Source organism: Acrocarpospora pleiomorpha, assembly GCF_009687885.1.
Lineage (GTDB): Bacteria > Actinomycetota > Actinomycetes > Streptosporangiales > Streptosporangiaceae > Acrocarpospora > Acrocarpospora pleiomorpha.
The window spans coordinates 1-20476 of record NZ_BLAF01000020.1 but is presented as its reverse complement, the minus strand read 5'-3'; the positions used below and the strand labels follow the sequence as shown (position 1 = coordinate 20476).

Below are 20476 nucleotides of genomic sequence, written 5' to 3'. Positions count from 1 at the left end.
ACCCTCCACATCTCAACGGTGCGGTCACTCTAGCCGAAGGTCTTATGGTAATACCATAAGACGTGCTACGGTCTCCAACCATGGCGCTCGTACCGCTCACCGCCGTGACCCGCACCCAGGGCAACAACGAAGCCCTCAAGGACGGCGCCGTCACGCCCGACGGCTTCACCCTCGACTTCCACGAGGAGCCAGTCCTGGTCCAGGCGTTCCGCCGGATGGTGCGCACGCTGGAGTTCGACGTGTGCGAGATGGCGTTCACCACCTACCTGTGCGCGAAGGCACACGGCAAGCCGTTCACGGCCCTGCCCGTCTTCCTGGTGCGCGGGCTGCACCACGGCGCGATCCGGCGCGGCGCGGATGTCCGCACGCCGGCCGCGCTGCACGGCCGGCGGGTCGGCGTCAGCCGCGGCTACACCGTCACCACCGGCGTCTGGGCCCGCGGCATCCTCGCCGACGAGTACGGCGTCGACCTCGGCCAGGTGACCTGGGTGCGCTCCGGCGACGAGCACGTGGCCGAGTATCGTCCGCCCGGCAACGTGGCGGACGTTCCGGCCGGGTCGGACCTGGAGACGATGCTGGCCTCCGGCGACCTCGCCGCGGCGATCGGGGTGGAGTCGGACGCGTTCCCGACCCTCATCCCCGACGCCGAGGAGGCCGCCTTCGACGCGCTGCGCCGCCGCGGTCTCTACCCCATCAACCACCTCGTGGTCGTCAGGGACGCGCTGCTCGCGGAGCACCCCGGGCTCGCGCCCGCCCTCTTCGAGGCGTTCGCCGAAGCCAAACGGCGCTACGTCGACCGCCTCCGCCGCGACGCGATCGGGGCGCCCACCCGGATCGACCGCATGCACCGGCGGGTCATGGACATCACCAGCGCCGATCCGCTGCCCTACGGCATCGCCCCGAACCGGCCGATGATCGACGAGCTGATCCGCCACGCCGTACGGCAACGGATCATCGAACGCCCGCCCACCGTGGCGGAGCTCTTCCCGGAGAGCACCCACCAGTTGATCGCCTGAGGAGGTAGGGCATGCGGATCGTCATCGCCGCGGACCACAACGGCGTGGCCATGAAGAAGCGGCTCGCCGCCTGGCTCGCGGATCGGGGCCACGAGGTCGACGACCGGGGCACCCACGGCGGCGACGTCGTCGACTACCCGGCGCTGTGCGCGTCCGTCGGGGAACAGGTCGCCGGCGGGCGCGCCGAACGCGGGATCGTGATCGGCGGCACCGGTGGCGGCGAGGCGATCGCCTGCAACAAGATCCGGGGCATCCGCGCCGGGCTGTGCCACTCGGAGTTCCTCGCCGAGATCTCCAGCGCCCACAACCGCAGCAACGTCCTCGTCCTCGGCGCCAAGGTGATCGACGAGGAGGAGGCCGTGCGGATCACCGAGGTGTGGCTCACCACGCCGTTCAAGGGCGGCGCGCACCAGCGGCGGCTCGACCAGATCGCGGCGCTGGAACGCGGCGAGCCGCTCGCCTAGATTTTGTTCGCGTCCAGGAACTCCAGCAGCCGGGCCGGTGCGCTCTGCTCCGTCTGCTCGCTCACCGGGGCGTCCCAGTACTCCGCCCGCGGCAGGCACTCCTGCAGGTAGCGGGCGGCCGACGGCGCGTGCGAGGCGTCCTCGCCGGGGACCACCAGCGCCGGAACGTCCAGTTGCAGGAGATCCTCCGGCTCGGGACCCGGTGCGGTGTCCCGGTCGAACAGCACCCGGGCCATACCCGCCACCAGCGCGGTGTAGCGGCCGGTGTCCAGCCGCGCGTACGCCTCGGCGAAGTCCGCATCCCGGCGCAGCACGGTCACCCACGGGCCGAGCCGCGGATCCTGAGTGAAGGGGGCGTCGGTAGTACCGGCGAGCGCGACGACCTGCGCCAGGCCGTGCTCGGCGACGTACGCCAGATGGCGGCCGAGCCGCTCGTGCTGGGTGAGCCGGTACCGGGGGCCACCGGCCGGGGAGTAGAGCACCATGCTCGCCACCGCCTCCGGATGGGCGACCGCGAACGTGGTGACGATGGAGCAGCCGACGCAGCCGCCCATCAGATGCGCCCGCGCGATACCGAGATGGTCGAGCAGTCCCTTGCCCTGCACCGCGTAGTCGAGCCAGCCGATGCGCTGGACCCGGCCACCGGACCGCCCGGACTCGCGCTTGTCGAAGGTGATGCAGGTGTACCTGGCAGCCAGCTGGTCGAGCAGGTTCAGCCGCCGGTAGACGCCCTGCGACCGCCAGTTGTCCCGGACGGCGTTGAAGCCGCCGGGCGAGAACATGAGCAGTGGCGGCCCGTCGCCGAGGGTTTCGTAGTCGGTGACGATGCCGTCGATGAGCGCGGTGGGCACGGCAAACTCCGTTCCAGTGAGGTGGACGCCCGGTCCGTCGTCAGGCGGCCCGGACGTCCGGTGAGATGGATTGCCCTGGCCCTGGTGCGGCGCGCGGGCGACCGGTGAGATGGACGCCGGGCCGCCATCAGGCGCGCAGGCCGCCTTTGATCTGCTGTCCAGCGCGTACGTCCTCGGCGTAGGCGGTGATGGCGTCATAGCTGATCCGGGCGACGTTCGCGTAGGTCTCGGGTGGGTCGTCCAGTGCCGATTCCGCATAGCCGATAGCCGCGGTGGCCATGCGCATCCGCCCGTCCAGCCACGGTCCGCCGCCATGACCCCCGACCACCGGAATCGACACAGCACCCGCGACGGCGGCGCCGGCTACGGGCCCGGAGTTGGTGAAGTTCAGCAGCGCCGCCCCCGCGGCCTCCAGCCGCTTGGCCTCCTCGACGAGAGCCTCGGTCATCTCCGCCGGAACCTGCGCGCCGGAGCCCGGGTTGGCCGAATACGGCAAGCCGTACCGCAGCGCCGTCTGGGGAGTGATCCCGAACTGGGCGAAAACGGGGATGCCGGCGCGGTCGACGGCCGTCACCGCGTCCAGGTGGTCGGCGGCGCCGTCCAGTTTCACCATGTCGACGCCGGCCTCCTTGACCAGCCTGATCGCGGCTCGTACCGCACTGGCCGGTCCTTCCTGCAGTGGCCCGAACGGGAAGTCGCAACTGACGAGCGCCCGGGTAACCCCCCGCCGTACCGCCTGGGCGACGACGATCATCTGGTCCATCGTCACCTCGAAGGGGTTCGGCTGGCCCCAGAGGTTGACGCCCACGGTGTCGCCGACCGAGACGATGTCCACGCCGGCCCGGTCGACGATGCGGGCCATCTGGTAGTCCCACACCACCACACCGACGATCTTCCTCCCGGCCCGCTTCATCGCCTGCACCGCGGGGACCGTAACCTGGCTGCTCATTGTCGACCTTTCTCTAGGCCCGCAGCGCCGTGAGCACCTCGGTCACGTCGTTCTCGTCCTCGCTCACCAGCAGGACCCGGGCGTGCGGGCGCAGCGCGGCGACCGCCAGCCGGGTGTCCCGCCCGCCGGCCAGCACCAGACCGGCGGTCATGATCCCGCCCAGCGTGCAGGCGTCGCCGATCGCGGAGGCGACCGCGGCGCCGTCGTTGGCCGTGGCGACCATGACGGCCGCGTCGACGCCGGCCAGCTCGTCACTCAGCCACGACTCGGTTCCGTCGACGGACCGCAGGACGACGTCCGCCACGTCGCCGTCGGCGGCGGGCGCGGCCGTGGCCTGCGTGAAGAAGCGGGCGTTGCTCCAGCGCCCCTCGGCGGCACGGCGGACGACCGCGGCCGCCGCCTCGTCGAGCGCCACGACGCGGGTCGCCCGGGCGGGGGCGATCGGTACGTTGATCCTGAAGCGGGCCTCGGCCGCGGTGGCGGCGAAGGCGCAGCTGTTGAGCAGGATCGGCTGGCCGGCCATCCTCACACCGAGGCCTGCGGGACGCCCGGGGTGACCGTCACGGCGTCGCGGCACGCTTCCAGGAAGGACTCCTCGCGCGGCAGGACGACGGCGGCCGACCGTACCCGGTGGTGCGCCGGGTCGACCCCGGGCGGGGTGACCCCCTCATCCCGGAGCGCGATCGCCGCCTTGCGCAGCTTCTGCCGCGCCTTGATGATCCCGCTGTCGGCGGGGACCAGCCGCTCCTTGGAGCGATCGACGATCGGGCCCATGCTCTCCTGCAGCGAGGAGTCCTGGATCGCGATGCCCCTGATCCCGGAGTAGTCCTCGCCGCGCCGCTGCGCCTCGCGGTCCATCAGGTAGTCGTTGTCCTTGTTGCGCACCGGCCGGTACGTGCCCGGGATGTTCTCGCTGTGCACGCCGAAGCCGTCCATCATGGCCTGCCGTTCCGCATCGGTCAGAGGGCGGACCGGATGGTAGTCGAAGGTGTAGACCCAGCAGTTCTCGTCGTCGATCGGGACCCAGAAGTGCCCGTGCACCGGATGGTCGCCGCGCGGCGGGACCATCGTGAAGCTCGGCATGATCCACGGCGTGATGCGCCAGTAGTACGTGCCCTCCTCCGCGTTGCGCCGGGCGCCGACGAACAGCCCCCCGTCCGCCTCCGCGACCTCGAAGTACGGCTTCAGGTCCTTCATGTTGTACTGGTTGCCCCGGGCGCCCTTGAACAGCGGGTCGGTCTTCAACGCGCCGGAGTGCAGCCAGGAGACGTGGCTGGAGTCGATGCCGCCCTCCAGCGCCTGCAGCCAGTTGCACTCCTGCCAGCGCTTGGAGGTGAAGGTCTGCTCCGGCGGCACCTGGACGAACTCGAACTCCGGCAGGCCAGGACGCTTCGCCGGGTCGCCCATGTACGTCCACAGGATGTCCCCCACCTTGACCAGCGGATATCCGGTGAGCTTGACGTTGCTGCAGAAGTTGCTGTTCTCCGGCTCGGAGGGGACCTCGACGCACTGGCCGGTCACGTCGTACTTCCAGCCGTGATAGCTGCAGCGCAGGCCGCCCTGCTCATTGCGGCCGAACCACAGCGACGCTCCCCGATGGGCGCAGAACTCGTCGATCAGCCCGTACCGGCCGTCGCTGTCGCGAAAGGCGATGAGGCGCTCGGACAGGATCTTCACACGCACGGGCGGGCAGTCGTTCTCCGGCAGTTCCTCCGCGAGCAGAGCGGGCATCCAGTACTGCCGGAACAGGGCGCCCATGGACGTGCCCGGCCCCGTCTGCGTCAGTAGCTCGTTGAGCTCCTGTCTGAGCATCCGCTGTCCCTTCCTCCACCGCCATCCTTAAGAGCTAATCATCATACCATTCGACAGTTTCCGCAAGACGACGCCAAACATGCGTTGACCTGTGCCTGAAGGCGCCACACAGATCGAGGCCCCGGCTTTCCCTCGACCTGCGCGACGCGATGAGGAACCGCTAAGCCTCGGGCGCTACGGCAATGTCGATGGGCTGCGCGACCTCCCGGCCGTTCATCAGCCTGGGCCCGCAGGAGCTGCGAGACGGCAACATATCATGATCATAGTTGCCAAAATGGAAACCTCCTGGCAAAGTTGGTGACATGAAGGAGCAGTCGGTAGGTGCGCGAATCGCTGCACTGCGGGCGGTGCGAGGTGTCACCGGAGCGGAGCTGGGCCAGGCACTCGGTCTGACGAAGTCCCAGGTCTCGAAGATCGAGAATGGCACTCGGAAGCTCGATGTCAGTGAGGTCGCATTGGTCGCCGAGGTTCTCGGGGTCACACTGGCGGAGGTGCTCGGCGTGAGTCGTAAGGGCACCCTGGCGCTGGCCGCACGCGTGATGAGCGGGCCGGGCCAGGACGAGACCCGCCCGGCCCGGCGCCGCGTCAGGCAGCTCCTGGAGTCCGAAGCGGCCCTGAGCGACGCCGTCGGGCTGCGGCCGTCAACGCTGTCGACAGCCGGCGCCACCGTTATGCGCCGGGCCGAAGTCGAGCTTCTAACCGAGGGGTCCCCGGTGCGTGCGGGGACACGCTTAGCGGGGATCGCTCGTGAAGAGCTCGGATTGGGCCGCGCGCCGATCGCGGACCTGCTCGCCCTCTGCGAGCGGCATTTCGGGCTGAATGCAGTGGTTTGGCCGATAGGCAAGGCGGTCAGTGGCCTCTGCGCCCACGGCGTGGATGTCGCACTCATGCTCGTGAGTTCTTCGTACCCGCGGGGGCATCAGCGTTTCACCGGCGCGCATGAGCTCGCTCACCACATCCTCCGCGACCCTCGCGAGGTAATCGTCGAAACTGACGTATTCATGGTGAGAACACCCGCTGAACAGCGCGCGAACGCTTTCGCTGCTGCCCTGCTCATGCCCGTCGACGGGCTCCACGAGGTGATTGCCGGGCGTCCACTCGACAAGGGTGTTCTCGGCGAGCTCATGCGGGAGTTCGATGTCAGCTACCGTGCGCTGGTCTACCGGCTCGCCGACCGCTCAGTTCGCCTGCTCAGCGACGCCCAGCGCGACACCTGGCTGGCGCAGACCCCGACAAGTGTGCTTCGCGCCGCAGGCGACCTCACCCCACACGATCTGACCACCCCCGACGAGACCCGACGCCTTCCGCCGCGCCTGTGGATGGCCGCTCAGCAGGGCTACCAAAACGGCCGTGTAGGGCTCGGGGTGCTCAGCTCATTGCTCGACGAGGACCCGGACATCCTGTTCGCGCGCCTCGCCGACGCCGGTATACAGCCCCCCCGCCGTTCATGACGACCTGACTGATCTATGACCGAGACTTCAGCGGCCTTCCTGTTCGACACCTGCTCGATCATCAATCTGTCATACCACTCGCCGGTCGCCGCGCTTTCAAGAATCGGTATGCCGGTCGCGCCGGGTGGACGCGCGCGGTACAGATGGAACTAACCCGGCAGCGCACGCGGAAGCCTCCCCATCCGCAGGCAGGGCGAGCCTGCAACTGGGCGATAAGCTGGCTGGATCGCCCTATCGAGATCACTGATGAAGCCGGCCAAGTCGCGATCGAGGGCATTCGCACCGCGATCGCTGTCGGCTGCGATGACGACAGCCTCGACCACCTCGGGGAGGCCGCCAGCATCCACCTGCTGACGAAAGCCGGCACCGGCCGCCTTATCAGCGACGACCACGGTGCCCGAGCGATTGCCCGCGACCGCCGTTACAGCGTGCGTGCCGCGTCCACAGTCGGTGTTCTCGGCGAGTTACTCGCCCGTGGCATCTCCGCCCCGGAGACCGTCGACGACTACCTTGACACTTTGCGTGCTCATAATCGGATGCATGTGAAGCTCACCTCGGCCGATCTACTCGCCGGTGATCTCGGTCCCTGGTCCTGAGGCGTTACCAATGTCCTGCGCCTGAAATTCGTCGACAATATCGTGCGAGGGATTCGAGGATCTCCTCAGCGGTCTTCTTCCACACAGACGGCCGGGGATTGTCGGGCCACTGCGCCGGGCCATCGAGCGCGTGACCAATGGGTGGGCCCCTGGGCGTTTTCCAAGGTCGCCACGACCTGCTCGACCTGATCCAGGCTGATCGAGAGCGGCCGACCCGGCCGCGGTTCATCGATTAGCCCGTCCCCGCAGGAACCGGGAGCGCCCCCTTGGACACCGTGTCGGGGTGGACCCGCAGCTCCGCGGCACCCGCGAACCCGGTCAGCTGCCGGTCCTGATCAGCCAGCGCAGAACGCGGGCGGTGTCCGCACCCACGGCCGCCTCCACCCTGGACAGCAGGTTGGCCACCTCAGCGCGAAGCTCGTCCGGGCAGTTCGCGTAGGCGCTGGCCGCGTCACGCGAACACCACATCGCCAGATCAGTACGGGCGCGCAGGCTCAACACCTCGTCAGGGTCATCGGCCAGCAGGAGATCCGCCCGAATTCGTGTCCACGGGTCACGATCGACGAGCAGCCGATGGGCGGCGTGCCGGACATGACGGGGATGGCCGGGACCCAGCAGCGCCCACAGCCGCTCGACCGGCACGCCCACCCCCAGGGCGCGCAGAGTGGCGACCACCTGACGGACCACCACGGGCGCCGGATCCTCCAGCATCCCGCCCAGCTCTGCCTTCGCCCCCAGGCGGCGCAGCGTCCGCACCGCTTCCGCGCGGACACGCGGCCTGGGATCCTCCAGGTGGGGAAGCACCAGGTCAGCGTCGGCGGCGGTACCGCAGTCACCGAGCCCGGCCAGGAGCCCACCCGCGTTCCCCGCGGCGACCAGACGCTGACGGTAGAAATCTGCTGGATCCTCGCCCTCCCGGCGGACCGCCCACTGCGCCGTCAACCGCACCATGGAGGCGTTGTCATCCAGGAACCGCAGCCCGTAGTCGGTCCGGCCGAGCCGTACCAGAGCGGTCAGCGCCTCGACGCGTACCCGCGCCGACTTACTCTCCAGGAGTTCCTCCACAAGCTCGGGCCGGTCGCCGTCGATCGCCTGGGCGGCCAGGACCTGAGCGCACCGCGCGCGAGAGATGATGTCGGACTCGCGCAGCGCCGCCGCAGCAAGCTGCCGCCGGTCCATACGCCCGGCCTGCAACGACACCTCGAAGGCGAATCGCCGCCCGCGCAGGTCCTCGCATCGCCGTACGGCGTCCAGCGTGTCGTCGTCGGCGCGCAGCAACGCCTGACGGGCCAGTTCAGCAACGGCACGGCCACGTTGCCGTTCAGCGAGCCGCACCGCCATCGGGACAACTGCCCGAAGAGCAGCCGCGTCCGGCGGGGTAAGCGCGCCGGTCAGGACCCGCAACGCCTCATTCTGTACCGCAGGCACCCAGTCCACGGCCCGGATCACCAGCACCGGCAGCAACCGCACGTCCGTGGCCATCAGCGGGTGCCCAACCGCTTTCTCCCGTTCGCGACCGTCGCGACCGCAGGCGGCCAGCGCTACCGCGAGCGGGTTGCCCATCCGCTGTGCGACCGGGGCCATCGTGATGCGCGGGTCGCGGTAGCCGTACAACCAGGGACGTAACGCCCCGTCGAGCTCGATCCAGAGCTTGGGCCCCGCCGCGGTCACGACATCGAGAGCCTGCCTGGCGAGCTGATCGTCGGCGACGGCGCTACACAGCGCGCCGGCCAGGTCGTCGAGAGCGGCGCGGCGGCCCCGCTCGGCCAGATGGACCAGCCGTTGGATCGAATCCATGAGCGGATCAGCCCCTGGCCTGCGACGCGGCCATTACACGAGACCGCCGTCGACGCGTTCCCACAGGCGTTCCCCGTCGTGGAAGTGGTCGGTCGGTGCCAAACCGACGTGGGAGGCGACCGCCATCGACGCGTGGTGGTCTGGGTGGATGTGCGCCCGCAGGTGGCGTACGCCGCGTGTGGTCAGCTCCTCGACCAGCAGCCGGGCGGCCTCGCGGGCGTACCCGTGGCCTTGCCAGGGCAGACCGACCACCCAGGCGATCTCGGCTTCCCCGTCGGCGACGGTCGCCTGCACGGTGCCGATCGCCTGGTTGTCGCTTCGACGGCGGATGATCCAGTTGAGCCACTCCTGCCGCCCGTCGGGGGAACGACCGGCCACCAGCTTGGCGTACCGGTTCCGCAGTTCGGTCAGGGTTGGCGGCGTGCCGCCGATGAAGGCGTACAGATCCTGCCCGGCCAGGACTTCCACCATGTCATCGGCGTCCGCGACCGCCAGCGGGACCAAGATCACCCGATCGATCGTCACCGCCACGCATCCGCCCTATCCATCAGAATTTCTCCGAATGGTGTACCGGCAGATTTCCGGGGTCGAAGTAGAGCAACTGATGGTACAACGCCCGGCGGGCGGCGGAGATCGTGAGATCCGCCGCCCCAGGGCGTCGGGTGTTCAGCCCTTCACGGTCAGTACGACACGCTGGTAGGAGGTGAGGGCGGGAGAACCGTCGTCCGTGCTCTGCAGGACCAGGTGGATGCTCTGGCCAGGCGTTGCGTCGTCGGGGACGCGGAACCGTACCTTGGCGAGGTCCCGGCCGGGCGAGCTCTGGGTGAGCGAGACGGTGCCGGGGTAGGTGTCCGCGTCGGTGTACTGCCACCACTTGGTGGTGACGTCGTCTCGATCGGGATCCGTGGCGTGGCCGACGAGTGTGACCACCTGGCCCCGGCGGACGTCGCGGTCCAGCTGCCCGCTCACCTTGACGCTGGGCCGGTGGTTCGCGGCGGAATATCTCGGGGTGACGGTCCACTTCATCCGGGCGGCGAAATCCTCCTGAGCCGCGCCGAACCAACGGGTCGAGGCGTAGTCAGTTGAAGAGGTTCCGCTGGGATCGACGTCGGGCCCGCTCCGGCCGCCCCAGCCGCCGTAGCTCGCGTCGATGTAGCCGCGCAGTCCGTTGTCGAGCAGGTTCATGAAGATCGATGTGTCTCCTTCGGAGATCCACGATCCCTTCTCCTGTGGCGGAGTCCACACGACGTATCCCATCGCCCGGAGTTGCTCGGTCGTCAGGCCGGAGAAGCCGAAGTGGTCGAAGATGTCGTTGGGGACCATCTGCTTTCCGTCGCCCCAGACGCGGTAGAACGCGCCGAACGGTCCCACATCCGACACGTTGGCTTTCGTCCACGCCGTGGACAGATATTTGCCGTCCTCGGGCCGGACGGCATTGCGCGCGCCGTAGCCCCAGATCCTGGTGGACATCTGGCGGAACTCGATGTCCGGCCAGTTGGGCTTGATGTAGTTGGCGTAGGTGTTGTCCTGGTCGCCGAACGACTGGATGATCGCCTTCTGCGACACCTTCTGGTAAATGGCGGGCCACTGGGGCGTGTTCTCGTACTGGTCCTTGATGGACTTCAGCGCCCGGGCGATCGTGCTCTGGCCGGCGCCGGTGAGCAGGTAGACGGGTCCGGGCCGGTGGTCCAGCAGCGCTCGCCTGACCAGGTCGGATCCGGGGGAGTCCGCGGAGATGTCGCCGTCGAACTGGATGTTGCCGTCGAGGATTCTCGACTTCAATTCTCGTGGGTCGGGATATCCGTCGGCGTGCTTCCGCAGATTCGGGTACACCTGCTGGTAGATGTCGACCGCGTCGTGAATGAAGCGTTCGCCGGGATTCCAGCGCCACGAAGTGCACGGGCAGAGGTTCAAACCGAACCTGGTGTACTCCCGCCCCGCCACGAACCATTTCGTGCCCTTACCGTCGCCGGTCCAGTGCACGCCACTGCTGGAATACACGAGCGCTTCGGTGTTGAACTCGTTGCTGTAGAGCAGGTAGCGGATAAGCGTGTTCTGGTCGTCCAGTTCCGGGTCGTGCATAAGGATGACGCGTGGCTTGTCGTCGACCGGCCATCTGGAACCGTCCGCCGAGGCGGGAGCGGCGGGCGTCAGGCTGCACAGAACGGCGGCGGCCAGGGCCGGGATCGCCGCCCGCTTCAGGGGGGCGCGCAGCGATGATGCGGCTTTCTTCATTTGTGCGTCTTTCTTTCGCGGGGCGTGCTGCTACGGAGAATGAGTTGGTTGTAATTCGTGGACAGAGGCAGGCTGCGGGCAGTCGGCAACGTTCTCCGGTGGCCGCCGATCTGGACGGCTAACAGAACCCGGAGAACCGTGGTGGATTTTCATTCATGCCTGGAGATTTATTCAGTAACCTGAAATTAACGTGTCGCCCCAAAGTTGTCAATGACATCGAAGAGGTGCCGCGGATCTCCGGCCCCGGACTCCGCCGCGAACGGCCGACGTGCTTGTGCGCGTCGGTGCCCGGCACGAACAGCAGCTGACGATCCCCCATGCGGTCGGCAGTTGGAGCTGCCCGCTGAGCCCTGGTTGCCCCCAAGCTCCCGCCTGGCGGTGGCGAAGTTTTTTGGGTTGGGATGAAACGTCACGGTGGGTGCTGACATGTGGTGAGGCAAGAGACCCCTTCGGAAGGACGTGGAGTGGGGCAATCCGAGCGGAAGCAGCGGTTTGAGGAGATCTATCGGGCTCACTATCCGGCTCTGCTGGGGTATGTCCGGCGGCGTACGGACTCGGCGGACGATGCGGCCGATGTGCTGGCTGAGGCGTTCATGACAGCTTGGCGACGGCTGGAAGACGTACCGCCGGATGAGGAGACGCGGCTCTGGTTGTACGGCGTCGCGCGGCGGGTGCTGGCCAATCATCACCGGGACACCGGGCGCAGGGGCGCGCTGGCGCTGAAGCTTCGGGCCGAGCTGGCCTCCTGGTCGGAGGCGGCCGTCGAACAGGATCCGAGTGCGGTGCGAACGGCGTTCGGGCGGCTGAGCCCGGCGGACCGGGAGTTGCTGAGCCTGGTGGGCTGGGAAGGGCTGGGCGCGAGCGAGATCGCCAAGGTGGTGGGGCGACCGCCGAGTGTGGTGCGGCTGCGGCTGCATCGGGCGCGGAAGCGCCTCGCCAAGGAACTCAACTCGGCAGAACTTGATCTCTCTGTTTACGGCTCACGGGCCGTGTCCCTCGCGAAAGGAGAATCATGACAAGGGACATCGATCGGCTGGTCACGGGGATCGCCGGGCCGACTGATCAAGAGCTGGGGATGACCCAGGGTGCGCTGGATCTATTCGCGGAGATCACGGCGGTTCCGGTGCCGGAGCGGCGGCGGATCAGGCCGAAGCTCGTACTGCCGCTCGCCGCGGGGGTGGCGGCGGCGGCGCTGGGGGTGAGCTGGGTGCTGCCCGCCGACGGCGGTCTCGGGCCCGGCACGGCCGCGGCGCTGGATGTGGTACGCGACGGGGGCTACCACGTCATCACGGTCAAAGACCTCTTCGCCGATCCCGAGCGCTACCAGGAGCAGTTGCGCGGCCTCGGGCTCAACATCCGGCTGGAGCTCAAGCCCGCGACCCCGCAGCAGGAGGGGACCATGCTGCCGATGTACGACGCCAACGCCACCGGCGGGATCAAGACCATCGAAGGGCCGGGCGACTGCCTGGGCCGGGGTAGCTGCACGATCGGGCTGAAGGTGCCGGTCGGATACCGGGACGTGGTCACGATCGTGCTGGCGCGCAAGGCCCTTCCGGGCGAGAGCTACCAGGTGATCGCACCGATCCACGCCCCAGGCCAGCCCTTGCACTGCGTACCTTTCGTGGGGAAGACCGTCGACGACGTGCGTGCGCTGTTGGCGGCCCGTGGCGTGAACACCGTGAAGTTCGCCCGTCCTGACCGCACCCAGAAGCCGACACCAGGCTCCTGGTACGTCCACGACGGCGTCATGTCGGCCCCTGGCCAGGCGCTTCTCCTGGTCAGTCCCACGCTGAAGCGCCCAGACGTCCCTGGCCCTGTCTCGACCGTCGACCCCTGTTCCTGAAGCGTCATTTCGCATCTATTGGTGGCCGAGCACCCGTAAGATCTCGCCGCGTGGCGAAGAAGCGAAAAGGTGCGCACCGGTTGAGCGGGAATCCAGCGCGGCGGGCGGAACAGGTCGCGGCTAGGCAACCTCGTGCGAGCGCGGAGACAGCCTTCCTCCGTACTCTGGCCGGAGGGGCCGCCGCCTCGTGGTGGCCGGACTCGCAGAACGCGGTCATCGAGCAGGCCGTCGCCCTGGCTGCCGACTCCCCTTTGGAGCTGGAGAACAGCACCGCCGCGATCATCGGCGCCGAGTACTGGTCTCGTTATCAGACGGAGGACAGCGGATTCCACAGTGAGAAGTGGCTCGCCGCACTCGCCGCCTTGGCCGCCGACCGGCTGCGGGTCGCGCTCCAGACAGGGGACGCCTGGCAGGGGCTCTGGCAGTTACTCCACGGGATCGCGGCGATGACCCCTGACACGCCGGTCCGGCAGGCGATCACGTCCGCCGCGACCGCGCTGGCAAAAGCGGGAGTGGCAGCCTCCTGGCCGACCGAGATAGCTCAGGCGGAACCAGCCGGTGATCCACTGGTGGCGACCGACGGGTACGGGTCCCGGTTCGCCGTGCTCGCGCCGTTCGCCTGGGGGGAGACCGACCGGCACTGGTACTGCTGGGATGTCGACTGGTGCGGCCCGGAAATGGTTGTCGCCGCGGGGATCCACACCTCGCCAGAGGCGGCGCTCGCCGAGTGGCGGTCGGCGGTCGGCCCGTCCGCGGCCGACGCCGAGCCCCTGGCCTGCGACGCGGCCGTCGCCCAAGACCTGCTGCGGTCATTGACGCTGGTCGACGCCTTCACGGGATTGTTCATCGATGTCACGACCCGCGAGTTCGTCTCCGAGCAATTCCGCATGCGCCAGCGTGCCTTCGCCCTGCTGGAATCTTCGTCCGTGGGAGCAGGCAGGCGTCACGGGCTTCCCGACCTCGACCCGCTGATCGACGACTTCGCCGCATGGCTGGCCGACCGAGGCGGTGTCCAGCCGGCGCGAGAAGACATCGGAATCCTCGCCGACAGCTGGTCGACAACCGCCGTCCCGGCCTACTACGCGTGTTCCCCCCACCGGGTCGAACACGCCGTGATCCTCATCGCGGACGGCTACCACACCCAATACGCCGAGGCCGCCTTGGACCTGCTGCCGGACTGGGTCGAGTGGTGCGTCGAGCGCTCCGGTCTCACCGGCACCCTGGCCGACCGCGCACGCCTGGCCGCGAAGAACAACCGGTGGGACGGCACCGAAAGCCGGGATGCCCGCCATACGGAATGACCGGCTCTCTCGTACGCAAGCCGCGATCACAGGCCGTACTGGCACGAGCCTCATGTGACCGGGACGTTGACTGGCTGACCTATATTGACCGGGATCGGGTCTCGCTGGGCACCTACCGCCTAGGCGGGCGTTCACCTGAGGCCGCCGTCGATTCGTTCCCACAGGCGTTCCCCGTCGTGGAAGTGGTCGGTCGGTGCCAAACCGACGTGGGAGGCGACCGCCATCGACGCGTGGTGGTCTGGGTGGATGTGCGCCCGCAGGTGGAGTACGCCGCGCGTGGTCAGCTCCTCGACCAGCAGCCGGCGCCAGCGCAACCAAGATCACCCGACCGTCCGTGTGCCGGCCATCGTCCGGTGAACGCCTGCGGCACCGGTCAGCGGGAGATGACCTGCTGGATCTCGACCACGTTGCCGGCCGGGTCGGTCAGGAAGATCTGGTCCCAGCCCTTGACGACCCGCTCGCCGTAGTCGGAGAACGGGATCCCACCACCGCATCCTCAGGACACCCCTGGACCACCGACCCGTCTGGTGCCGTGCAACCCGATGCGAGCCACGCCGGCCTGGGCGATGCGTCGACGACCGGGATGTGGGCGTTACATACGTCGGTGAGGATGCCGAAGGCGAATTTCCGATCGAGCCCATTTCTCGTTCGCCGCAGCTTCACCGCGATCGCCTGATATGTCACGCTCGAACGATGAATGATCCGGGATCTCCCCCTGGCACTCAGGGCCCCGTTACCAAGTCATCAGCGGCGGCGAGGGGCCGCGCGACTGGCGGCGCTTCTCTCGGCTACTGGGCATGGTGTTCCAGCTCACCCCGTAGATGTCCTCACCGGAGCCGATTATGGAACAAGCAGACAAATTTATCGATCCATATGTCGATGCGCTTGTAGTGGCGGGCGCTATTCGCTCCCAGGAAGTGGAGCGTGCTTTCCGTGCGGTGCCTAGGCACCATTTCATCTCGCAGATCTATCTACCGCCTGCCGGGCCAAATGATCGAGGGTTCCGAAAGGCACCCTGGAACCCTTCTGCCCCTGACGTAGCACATCTCTCCTTAATCTATTCGGATTCACCATTGGTCACTCGACTGGCTGACGGCATGCCGATGAGTAGTTCGTCCAGCCCCAGCCTGATGGCCGAGATGCTGGAACTGCTTCTCATCAAGCCTGGCTCGAACATCCTGGAGATCGGCACGGCCACGGGGTTCAATGCCGCGCTCATCGCCGGCATCGCGGGCCCCGCGGGGAGGGTGGTCTCGGTCGAGATAGACCCGCCCACCGCCGAGCAGGCCAGGATGGCCCTCACCGCTTACTCGAACGTCAGCGTGCTGACGGGCGACGGTGGCGAGCGGGAGCGCCTGCCGAAGGGGGAGGCGTTCGACAAAGTCATCGTCACCGTCGGGGCCGCGGACCTCTCCCCGGCATGGGTGGCATGCCTTGCCCCGGGCGGCACCATCCTGGTGCCGCTCGAACGTGGCGGCTCGCATGCTCTCGTCACCGTGGGCGAGGAGAGCGGCCAGATCAGGGGCAAGATAGTCGGCTGGACTGGGTTCGTGTCAGGTGCGGGCACGCTTTCCACCGGACATCCGCTGCGCGGACTTGCCATGGTGCCGCCGTCGGAGATGCACGAAAAGAGCCTGCGGGCTGGATTGGGCCAGGGCGCGTGGATGCGCACCATGGGCGTACACGCAGACGAGGTGGACTTCTACTGCTACCTGTCGCTCATCGACGAGCGCGCCCTCTGGACTCCGTTCGGCAGTGGACTGGTGGAGGGCAGGGCCTGGGCCGCAGCCGGGCAGGGAATGCTGCGCTGGACCGGGGGCAAACATCTGGCGAAAGATCTTGAGAGGGCCTTCGGCGACTGGGAGAGACTCGGGCGGCCCTCGACCGCGGACTGGCTTCTGGAATTCCATCCCACGTCCACCCTGCCCCGGAAGGAAACTCGATGGTGGGTACGGCGCCGGTTCTACGACTGGGTGTTCCGGCTGGCCGCCGACTGCACATGACGCTCCCTGTGCCAAGCTCAAGCCGAAACGGGCTGGTTGAGGATGACGCCCGTGACGTCTGGGGCCGCTCAAACCGACTGGATGAGACGAGCGGAGTAACTGGAGGCATGGGGAGCCCAGGGGCGAGATCCCCCTGGGTCACCCGGCCGGAGTCCTGAGTCTGGATCGCCAGGCGCGTGTGATGATCAGCGGGACGAATGCGACGGCCGTGGCCAGGACGAGGGTCAGCGCTAGCAGCCCTGTCGGACGCCACGGCCACGCGGGGCCGGTCAACGTGAGATGGCCTGCGGGATACTCGGCGAATTTCGCCGTGGCTCGCGCGGTGGCCTGGTCCGCGTTCCTGGCGAGATCCCGGAGCAGGGGGTCGGCGCCGAACTCGCGCTTCCCGGTGTCCTGCGGCGTCTCCGCGGCGGCGAAGCCGGAGTCCAGATCCGCATGCCGTACGCCCGGGACGATCAGGCGGCTGACCGGTGCCACGGGCTCGGTCAGCAAGGTGACGCCGTGCCGCGTCGTGACCACCGGCTTCATCCCGAAGGCAACGGTACGCGCCGCGAACGACGACCCCGCGTACACCTCGAACGCGGTCGCCGCGTCGATCTCCCCGACGCCCGGCGTGAGCCCGATGCCGATGGCCGGGCTGAACCACGGAAAGGCCGCGTTGAGCGCGTAGGGGAGGTCGGCCAAGCCCAGCGACTGCTTCGGAATCGCGGTCGGCCCGCCCAGCCGCCAGCCGGGATAGCCGACCTCCCGCCCGACCCGCTCGGCCTCCGCGCCTCCCGCCAGGAGCTCCACCATCCGCAGCGCGCCCGCGACTCCCGAAGTCACGCCCGCCGTGGTGATGACCGGCCCATCCTCGACATAACGCTCCCCCTCCACCCAGCGTGTGCCGGGGTACCCCGACCGCAGCGACCCGAGCACCGCCCAATGCGAGGTCGCCCGCCGCCCGTCCAGCACGCCACTGGCCGCCGCCAGCTCCGACCCCACGCACACGCCCAGCACCCGGGCTCCCCGCCGAGCCTGCGTCCCGATCCACGCGCGCAGCCCGGCCTCACGCTCCCCGACCGGATCCACCACGGCGGGCACCACCACCACATCCGGCGGCGGAGCATCGGCCAGCCCATGATCGGGCAGCATGCGAAGCCCACCGGAGAGCACCACCGGCTCCCGCCGCGCCGAAACCGTGTAAACGAAGAACCGCCCAGACCGAGCGAACACCTCGTAGGGAGCCAGCACGTCGGTGACGACAGACCCGCTCGCTCCGGCGACGACGGCCACCACGACCCGCCCGGACGGCACCCGCGCGGGCTCCGGCCAACCCCCATCCGGTACGGCATACGCCGGGTTCGCGTAACTCGCCCCCATCGTCGTCGCCACCCCGAGCAGGCAGACCCCGGTCACCGTTGCCACGGCGAGCACGACCCCAAGCAGGATCCGGGCGATTTTCGGCAGCATGAAAAGAACTCCTGACACGTCAAGGGCATTCAGCGGGACGCTGACGGGGGGATGCCGTACTTGGCTTTGAAGAGGCGGCGGAAGTGGCGGCCGTCGCGGAAGCCGCAGCGGGCGGCGACGGATTCGACCGGCAGGTCTGTCTCGGCGAGGAGGGTCGCCGCGCGTTCCAGCCGCAGCCCCTGCTGGTACTCCAGGGGGGTGAGCCCGGTCGTCGCGGTGAACGCCCGGCTGAGCCCGCGCGGCGACAGGTTGACCCGGGCGGCCAGGTCGGCCAGCGTGTGCTGGGCGTCGAGATTACCCGCTAGATGATCTTGAACGCGATGAACGGCCGAGTTCAGATGGGATCGATGCCGGAGAAACGGGCTGATCTGCTGGCTCGATCCGTCCCTGCGCAGATACACCACGAGCTGCCGGGCTACGGCCGCCGCCAGTTCCGGTCCGTGATCACGCTCGACCAGTGACAACGCCAGATCCACGCCGGCCGAGATGCCCGCGCTCGTGCTCACGGTTCCGTCATGCACGAACAGCACCGCGTCCTGGACCTTGGCGGCCGGATACCGTCGCCGCATCGGCTCGATCAGCCCCCAGTGCGTGGTGCACCGCCGCCCGTCCAGCAGCCCGGCCTCCCCCAAGGCGACCGCCCCCGAACAGACGGTCGCCAGCCGCGCCCCCTGCTCGTGGGCCGCACGAAGCCACTCGATCACCGTGTCCGATACGAGCGCCGCACCCGGCCCCGGCGGAAGCAACCTCGGCCCCGGCACCAGCACGAGATCCCCCGCCGCGACCTCCGGCAGCCCGCCAAGGCCCGCCAGGCGTAGCCCCTGCGCCGAAGCCGTGCTCTCGTCGTCACCCACGTACTCGATCCGGTATCGCCCCGCCGTGTCGAACACCTGCACCGGACCGGCCAGATCAAGCAGGTTGACCGCTGGCAGCACGAGCACGATCACCCGCCCGGTTCCCCCCGAACTCTCCCGCATACGCTCACGATAATCGGCGGATCCGTGCTCTCGGCAGGGCCTTGGCCGCACAGCACCGGACGGATCTGGCACTTGGACACGGCTGAGCAACCCAGAGGCTCTATCTCCGGCGAGCTTCGAGCGCATCCAGAATCAGGTCCAGGCCGTAGCCGAACTCGCTCGTGTGGTCGTAGCCCGGCCGCAGGGCGTGGTCGACGATCATCTCTCTGAGGTACGGCAAATCGTCCGGCAGGTGCTCGAGGATGCCACCGGCCACTTCCTCGACATCGTCCGGCGTCGTCACCGGCAGGTTCGCCTCCTGGAGGGCGAACCCGCCGACGTAGCTGTCGATGAGCGAGACAGCGTGCGCGGCCATCGGCAGCGTGAACCCCGCCTCCCGGAGAACCCCGAGGATGGCGTCATGGTGGCGTAGCGTCGCTGGCCCTGGGTTTCGACGCGAGTCCATGAGGCCGAGAGCCCAACTGTGCTGCGACAGGACCGCACGCGCGGAGGAAGCGCGCCCACGGATCGCGTCGCGCCAATCGTCACACTCGACACCGGGTAGCTTGATCGCCGCGAACACCATGTCGACCACACCGTCGAGGATCGCGTCCTTGTTCGGTACGTGGTGATAGAGCGACATCGCCTCCACGCCCAGTTCCTGCGCCACCCGCCGCATCGTGATCGCCTCCACGCCGCCGCGATCCGCGACCCGGATCGCGGCTTCCAGCACGAGACCTCTGCTGAGCGGTTGCGGCGGTGGTGACACGACGGCTCCGGGCTCTGGGCGGATTGACAACCTTACAAGCGTAAGCCAACCTTACACACGTAAGACACCTTACAGATGTAAGTCCCCCCGGGTTGGCGAACGTCTGACCTACGACGCGCCCCGCCGGGGCGAGAAAAGGAGATCCCGATGCCGATGCCGAAGTGGTGGGGGCACGTGAACAAGAGGGTGTTCAACCCTCGCGCGATCGCAGGCGGGACATGGCCGGTGCTGATTCACGTCGGTCGCATTTCTGGCACGACGTACCGCACACCACTCGATGCCCATCCTGTCGACGGCGGCTACCTGTTCGTCCTGGTGTACGGATCACGCTCGGACTGGGTCCAGAATGTCCTGGCAGCCAACCATGCGCGACTCCGCGTCAACGGGACGGAGGTGGAACTCGCCACCCCACGCCTCGTCGGGAAAGACGAGGCGTTCCAGGCCCTCCCCGACAAGGTGGCACGCCCACCAAGGCTGCTCCGCATCACCGAGTTCCTCCGCATGGACTTGACCGCAGGCTGACGATCGACGTCCACCACCAAGCCTCGACCATCGAAACCCCCGCCGCCGCAATCGCCGACCTATTCGACTTGGACGCCCAGGTCGCGCCTGTGCACGAGCTCCCCCATCGGCATGGCTTCCGAAGACCGCACCAGCCGGTCCGTCGCCCGATACGCGCGGCACCGGTTCGTACGGCTGCTCAACGCGCTCGACCCGGTGATCGGGATCGTCACCGAACTGACGCGTCCCTCACCAGCCATGGTGCCCGGGGCGATGTCCGTCCTCGCCTCATTGATCGTCTCCGCGACAGCGGAGAGCCGTCTCGAAGTGGAGCTGGACACCGCCACGGTGGAACCTATGGCAGCGGCCAACGGATGGCGCACTCGTGCCGACCGGGTTCAGCGCCGGAATCGTCCGGCGTAGCGGCCTCTTTTGCCGAGGTAGAGCAGGGTCCAGGTGCCGTCGTCGTTGCGGTGGGTG

The 20476-nt window shown here is 68.3% G+C and carries 21 protein-coding genes; 10 read left to right on the top strand and 11 right to left on the bottom strand.

Annotated elements, in window-relative coordinates; translation table 11 throughout:
* Nucleotides 1-80: 80 nt before the first annotated feature.
* Together Aple_RS19085 and Aple_RS19080 are read left to right on the top strand one after the other, a co-directional pair.
* Nucleotides 81-1016, top strand: a complete 936-nt coding sequence (locus Aple_RS19085) for a substrate-binding domain-containing protein (protein ID WP_155345984.1) — start codon at nucleotides 81-83, stop codon at nucleotides 1014-1016.
* An 11-nt stretch (nucleotides 1017-1027) separates the two neighbouring features.
* Entirely contained in the window at nucleotides 1028-1480 is a 453-nt protein-coding gene (locus Aple_RS19080; protein WP_155345983.1) for an RpiB/LacA/LacB family sugar-phosphate isomerase, read from the top strand.
* On the opposite strand, the gene Aple_RS19075 is transcribed toward Aple_RS19080, so the two are convergent.
* The 4 genes from Aple_RS19075 to Aple_RS19060 form a co-directional block, all read right to left on the bottom strand.
* Nucleotides 1477-2331, bottom strand: a complete 855-nt coding sequence (locus tag Aple_RS19075) for an alpha/beta fold hydrolase (protein WP_218038407.1) — start codon at nucleotides 2329-2331, stop codon at nucleotides 1477-1479. The genes Aple_RS19080 and Aple_RS19075 overlap by 4 nt on opposite strands.
* 127 nt (nucleotides 2332-2458) lie before the next feature.
* Nucleotides 2459-3280, bottom strand: a complete 822-nt coding sequence (locus Aple_RS19070; protein WP_155345982.1) for a 3-methyl-2-oxobutanoate hydroxymethyltransferase — start codon at nucleotides 3278-3280, stop codon at nucleotides 2459-2461.
* Nucleotides 3281-3293: 13 nt separating this feature from the next.
* Nucleotides 3294-3803 carry a 3-methyl-2-oxobutanoate hydroxymethyltransferase gene (locus Aple_RS19065; protein ID WP_155345981.1) on the bottom strand — a complete coding sequence of 170 codons (510 nt, stop codon included), beginning with the start codon at nucleotides 3801-3803 and terminating at the stop codon, nucleotides 3294-3296.
* A gap of 2 nt (nucleotides 3804-3805) precedes the next feature.
* A complete protein-coding gene (locus tag Aple_RS19060) occupies nucleotides 3806-5092 on the bottom strand; it encodes an aromatic ring-hydroxylating dioxygenase subunit alpha (protein WP_155345980.1) in 1287 nt (428 codons plus the stop codon).
* A 302-nt stretch (nucleotides 5093-5394) separates the two neighbouring features.
* On the opposite strand from Aple_RS19060, the gene Aple_RS19055 reads away from it, so the two are divergent.
* Together Aple_RS19055 and Aple_RS19050 are read left to right on the top strand one after the other, a co-directional pair.
* Nucleotides 5395-6543, top strand: a complete 1149-nt coding sequence (locus Aple_RS19055; RefSeq protein ID WP_155345979.1) for a helix-turn-helix domain-containing protein — start codon at nucleotides 5395-5397, stop codon at nucleotides 6541-6543.
* A 143-nt stretch (nucleotides 6544-6686) separates the two neighbouring features.
* Nucleotides 6687-7139: a PIN domain-containing protein gene (locus tag Aple_RS19050; RefSeq protein ID WP_155345978.1), complete on the top strand. Its 453-nt coding sequence runs from the start codon at nucleotides 6687-6689 to the stop codon at nucleotides 7137-7139.
* A 318-nt stretch (nucleotides 7140-7457) separates the two neighbouring features.
* Here Aple_RS19050 and Aple_RS19045 read toward each other — a convergent pair whose 3' ends face one another.
* From Aple_RS19045 to Aple_RS19035, 3 genes are all read right to left on the bottom strand, one after another.
* Entirely contained in the window at nucleotides 7458-8936 is a 1479-nt protein-coding gene (locus Aple_RS19045) for a HEAT repeat domain-containing protein (protein WP_155345977.1), read from the bottom strand.
* Between the two features lie 33 nt (nucleotides 8937-8969).
* Nucleotides 8970-9467: a GNAT family N-acetyltransferase gene (locus tag Aple_RS19040; protein ID WP_246264610.1), complete on the bottom strand. Its 498-nt coding sequence runs from the start codon at nucleotides 9465-9467 to the stop codon at nucleotides 8970-8972.
* A 135-nt stretch (nucleotides 9468-9602) separates the two neighbouring features.
* Nucleotides 9603-11171 carry a DUF1593 domain-containing protein gene (locus Aple_RS19035; RefSeq protein ID WP_155345976.1) on the bottom strand — a complete coding sequence of 523 codons (1569 nt, stop codon included), beginning with the start codon at nucleotides 11169-11171 and terminating at the stop codon, nucleotides 9603-9605.
* Between the two features lie 464 nt (nucleotides 11172-11635).
* Here Aple_RS19035 and Aple_RS19030 point away from each other — a divergent pair, with 464 nt between their 5' ends.
* The 3 genes from Aple_RS19030 (at nucleotide 11636) to Aple_RS19020 (ending at nucleotide 14315) form a co-directional block, all read left to right on the top strand.
* On the top strand, nucleotides 11636-12187 hold the full coding sequence (locus Aple_RS19030) for an RNA polymerase sigma factor (RefSeq protein ID WP_155345975.1): 552 nt from the start codon (nucleotides 11636-11638) through the stop codon (nucleotides 12185-12187).
* On the top strand, nucleotides 12184-13014 hold the full coding sequence (locus Aple_RS19025) for a hypothetical protein (protein ID WP_155345974.1): 831 nt from the start codon (nucleotides 12184-12186) through the stop codon (nucleotides 13012-13014). Before Aple_RS19030 ends, Aple_RS19025 begins: the two co-directional genes overlap by 4 nt.
* An 80-nt stretch (nucleotides 13015-13094) precedes the next feature.
* Nucleotides 13095-14315, top strand: a complete 1221-nt coding sequence (locus tag Aple_RS19020; protein WP_155345973.1) for a hypothetical protein — start codon at nucleotides 13095-13097, stop codon at nucleotides 14313-14315.
* A 131-nt stretch (nucleotides 14316-14446) separates the two neighbouring features.
* Here Aple_RS19020 and Aple_RS19015 read toward each other — a convergent pair whose 3' ends face one another.
* Nucleotides 14447-14629 (bottom strand): hypothetical protein, encoded by a 183-nt coding sequence (locus Aple_RS19015; RefSeq protein WP_155345972.1) that lies wholly within the window; start codon nucleotides 14627-14629, stop codon nucleotides 14447-14449.
* A gap of 507 nt (nucleotides 14630-15136) precedes the next feature.
* On the opposite strand from Aple_RS19015, the gene Aple_RS19010 reads away from it, so the two are divergent.
* The gene (locus Aple_RS19010) at nucleotides 15137-16318 is read left to right on the top strand and encodes a protein-L-isoaspartate O-methyltransferase family protein (protein WP_155345971.1); all 1182 of its coding nucleotides are present in this window, start codon (nucleotides 15137-15139) and stop codon (nucleotides 16316-16318) included.
* 138 nt (nucleotides 16319-16456) lie between these two features.
* On the opposite strand, the gene Aple_RS19005 is transcribed toward Aple_RS19010, so the two are convergent.
* The 3 genes from Aple_RS19005 to Aple_RS18995 all read right to left on the bottom strand — a co-directional run bounded on the left by Aple_RS19005 (nucleotide 16457) and on the right by Aple_RS18995 (nucleotide 19459).
* Nucleotides 16457-17770 carry a DJ-1/PfpI family protein gene (locus Aple_RS19005; RefSeq protein WP_155345970.1) on the bottom strand — a complete coding sequence of 438 codons (1314 nt, stop codon included), beginning with the start codon at nucleotides 17768-17770 and terminating at the stop codon, nucleotides 16457-16459.
* 29 nt (nucleotides 17771-17799) lie between these two features.
* Nucleotides 17800-18747 (bottom strand): GlxA family transcriptional regulator, encoded by a 948-nt coding sequence (locus Aple_RS19000; RefSeq protein ID WP_155345969.1) that lies wholly within the window; start codon nucleotides 18745-18747, stop codon nucleotides 17800-17802.
* Between the two features lie 100 nt (nucleotides 18748-18847).
* Nucleotides 18848-19459, bottom strand: a complete 612-nt coding sequence (locus Aple_RS18995; RefSeq protein WP_155345968.1) for a TetR/AcrR family transcriptional regulator — start codon at nucleotides 19457-19459, stop codon at nucleotides 18848-18850.
* Nucleotides 19460-19642: 183 nt separating this feature from the next.
* Between Aple_RS18995 and Aple_RS18990 the strand changes: the two genes are divergently transcribed.
* Both Aple_RS18990 and Aple_RS18985 read left to right on the top strand, forming a co-directional pair.
* Nucleotides 19643-20017 (top strand): nitroreductase family deazaflavin-dependent oxidoreductase, encoded by a 375-nt coding sequence (locus tag Aple_RS18990; RefSeq protein WP_155345967.1) that lies wholly within the window; start codon nucleotides 19643-19645, stop codon nucleotides 20015-20017.
* A gap of 111 nt (nucleotides 20018-20128) precedes the next feature.
* Entirely contained in the window at nucleotides 20129-20419 is a 291-nt protein-coding gene (locus Aple_RS18985; protein WP_155345966.1) for a hypothetical protein, read from the top strand.
* The last annotated feature ends 57 nt before the right edge of the window (nucleotides 20420-20476 follow it).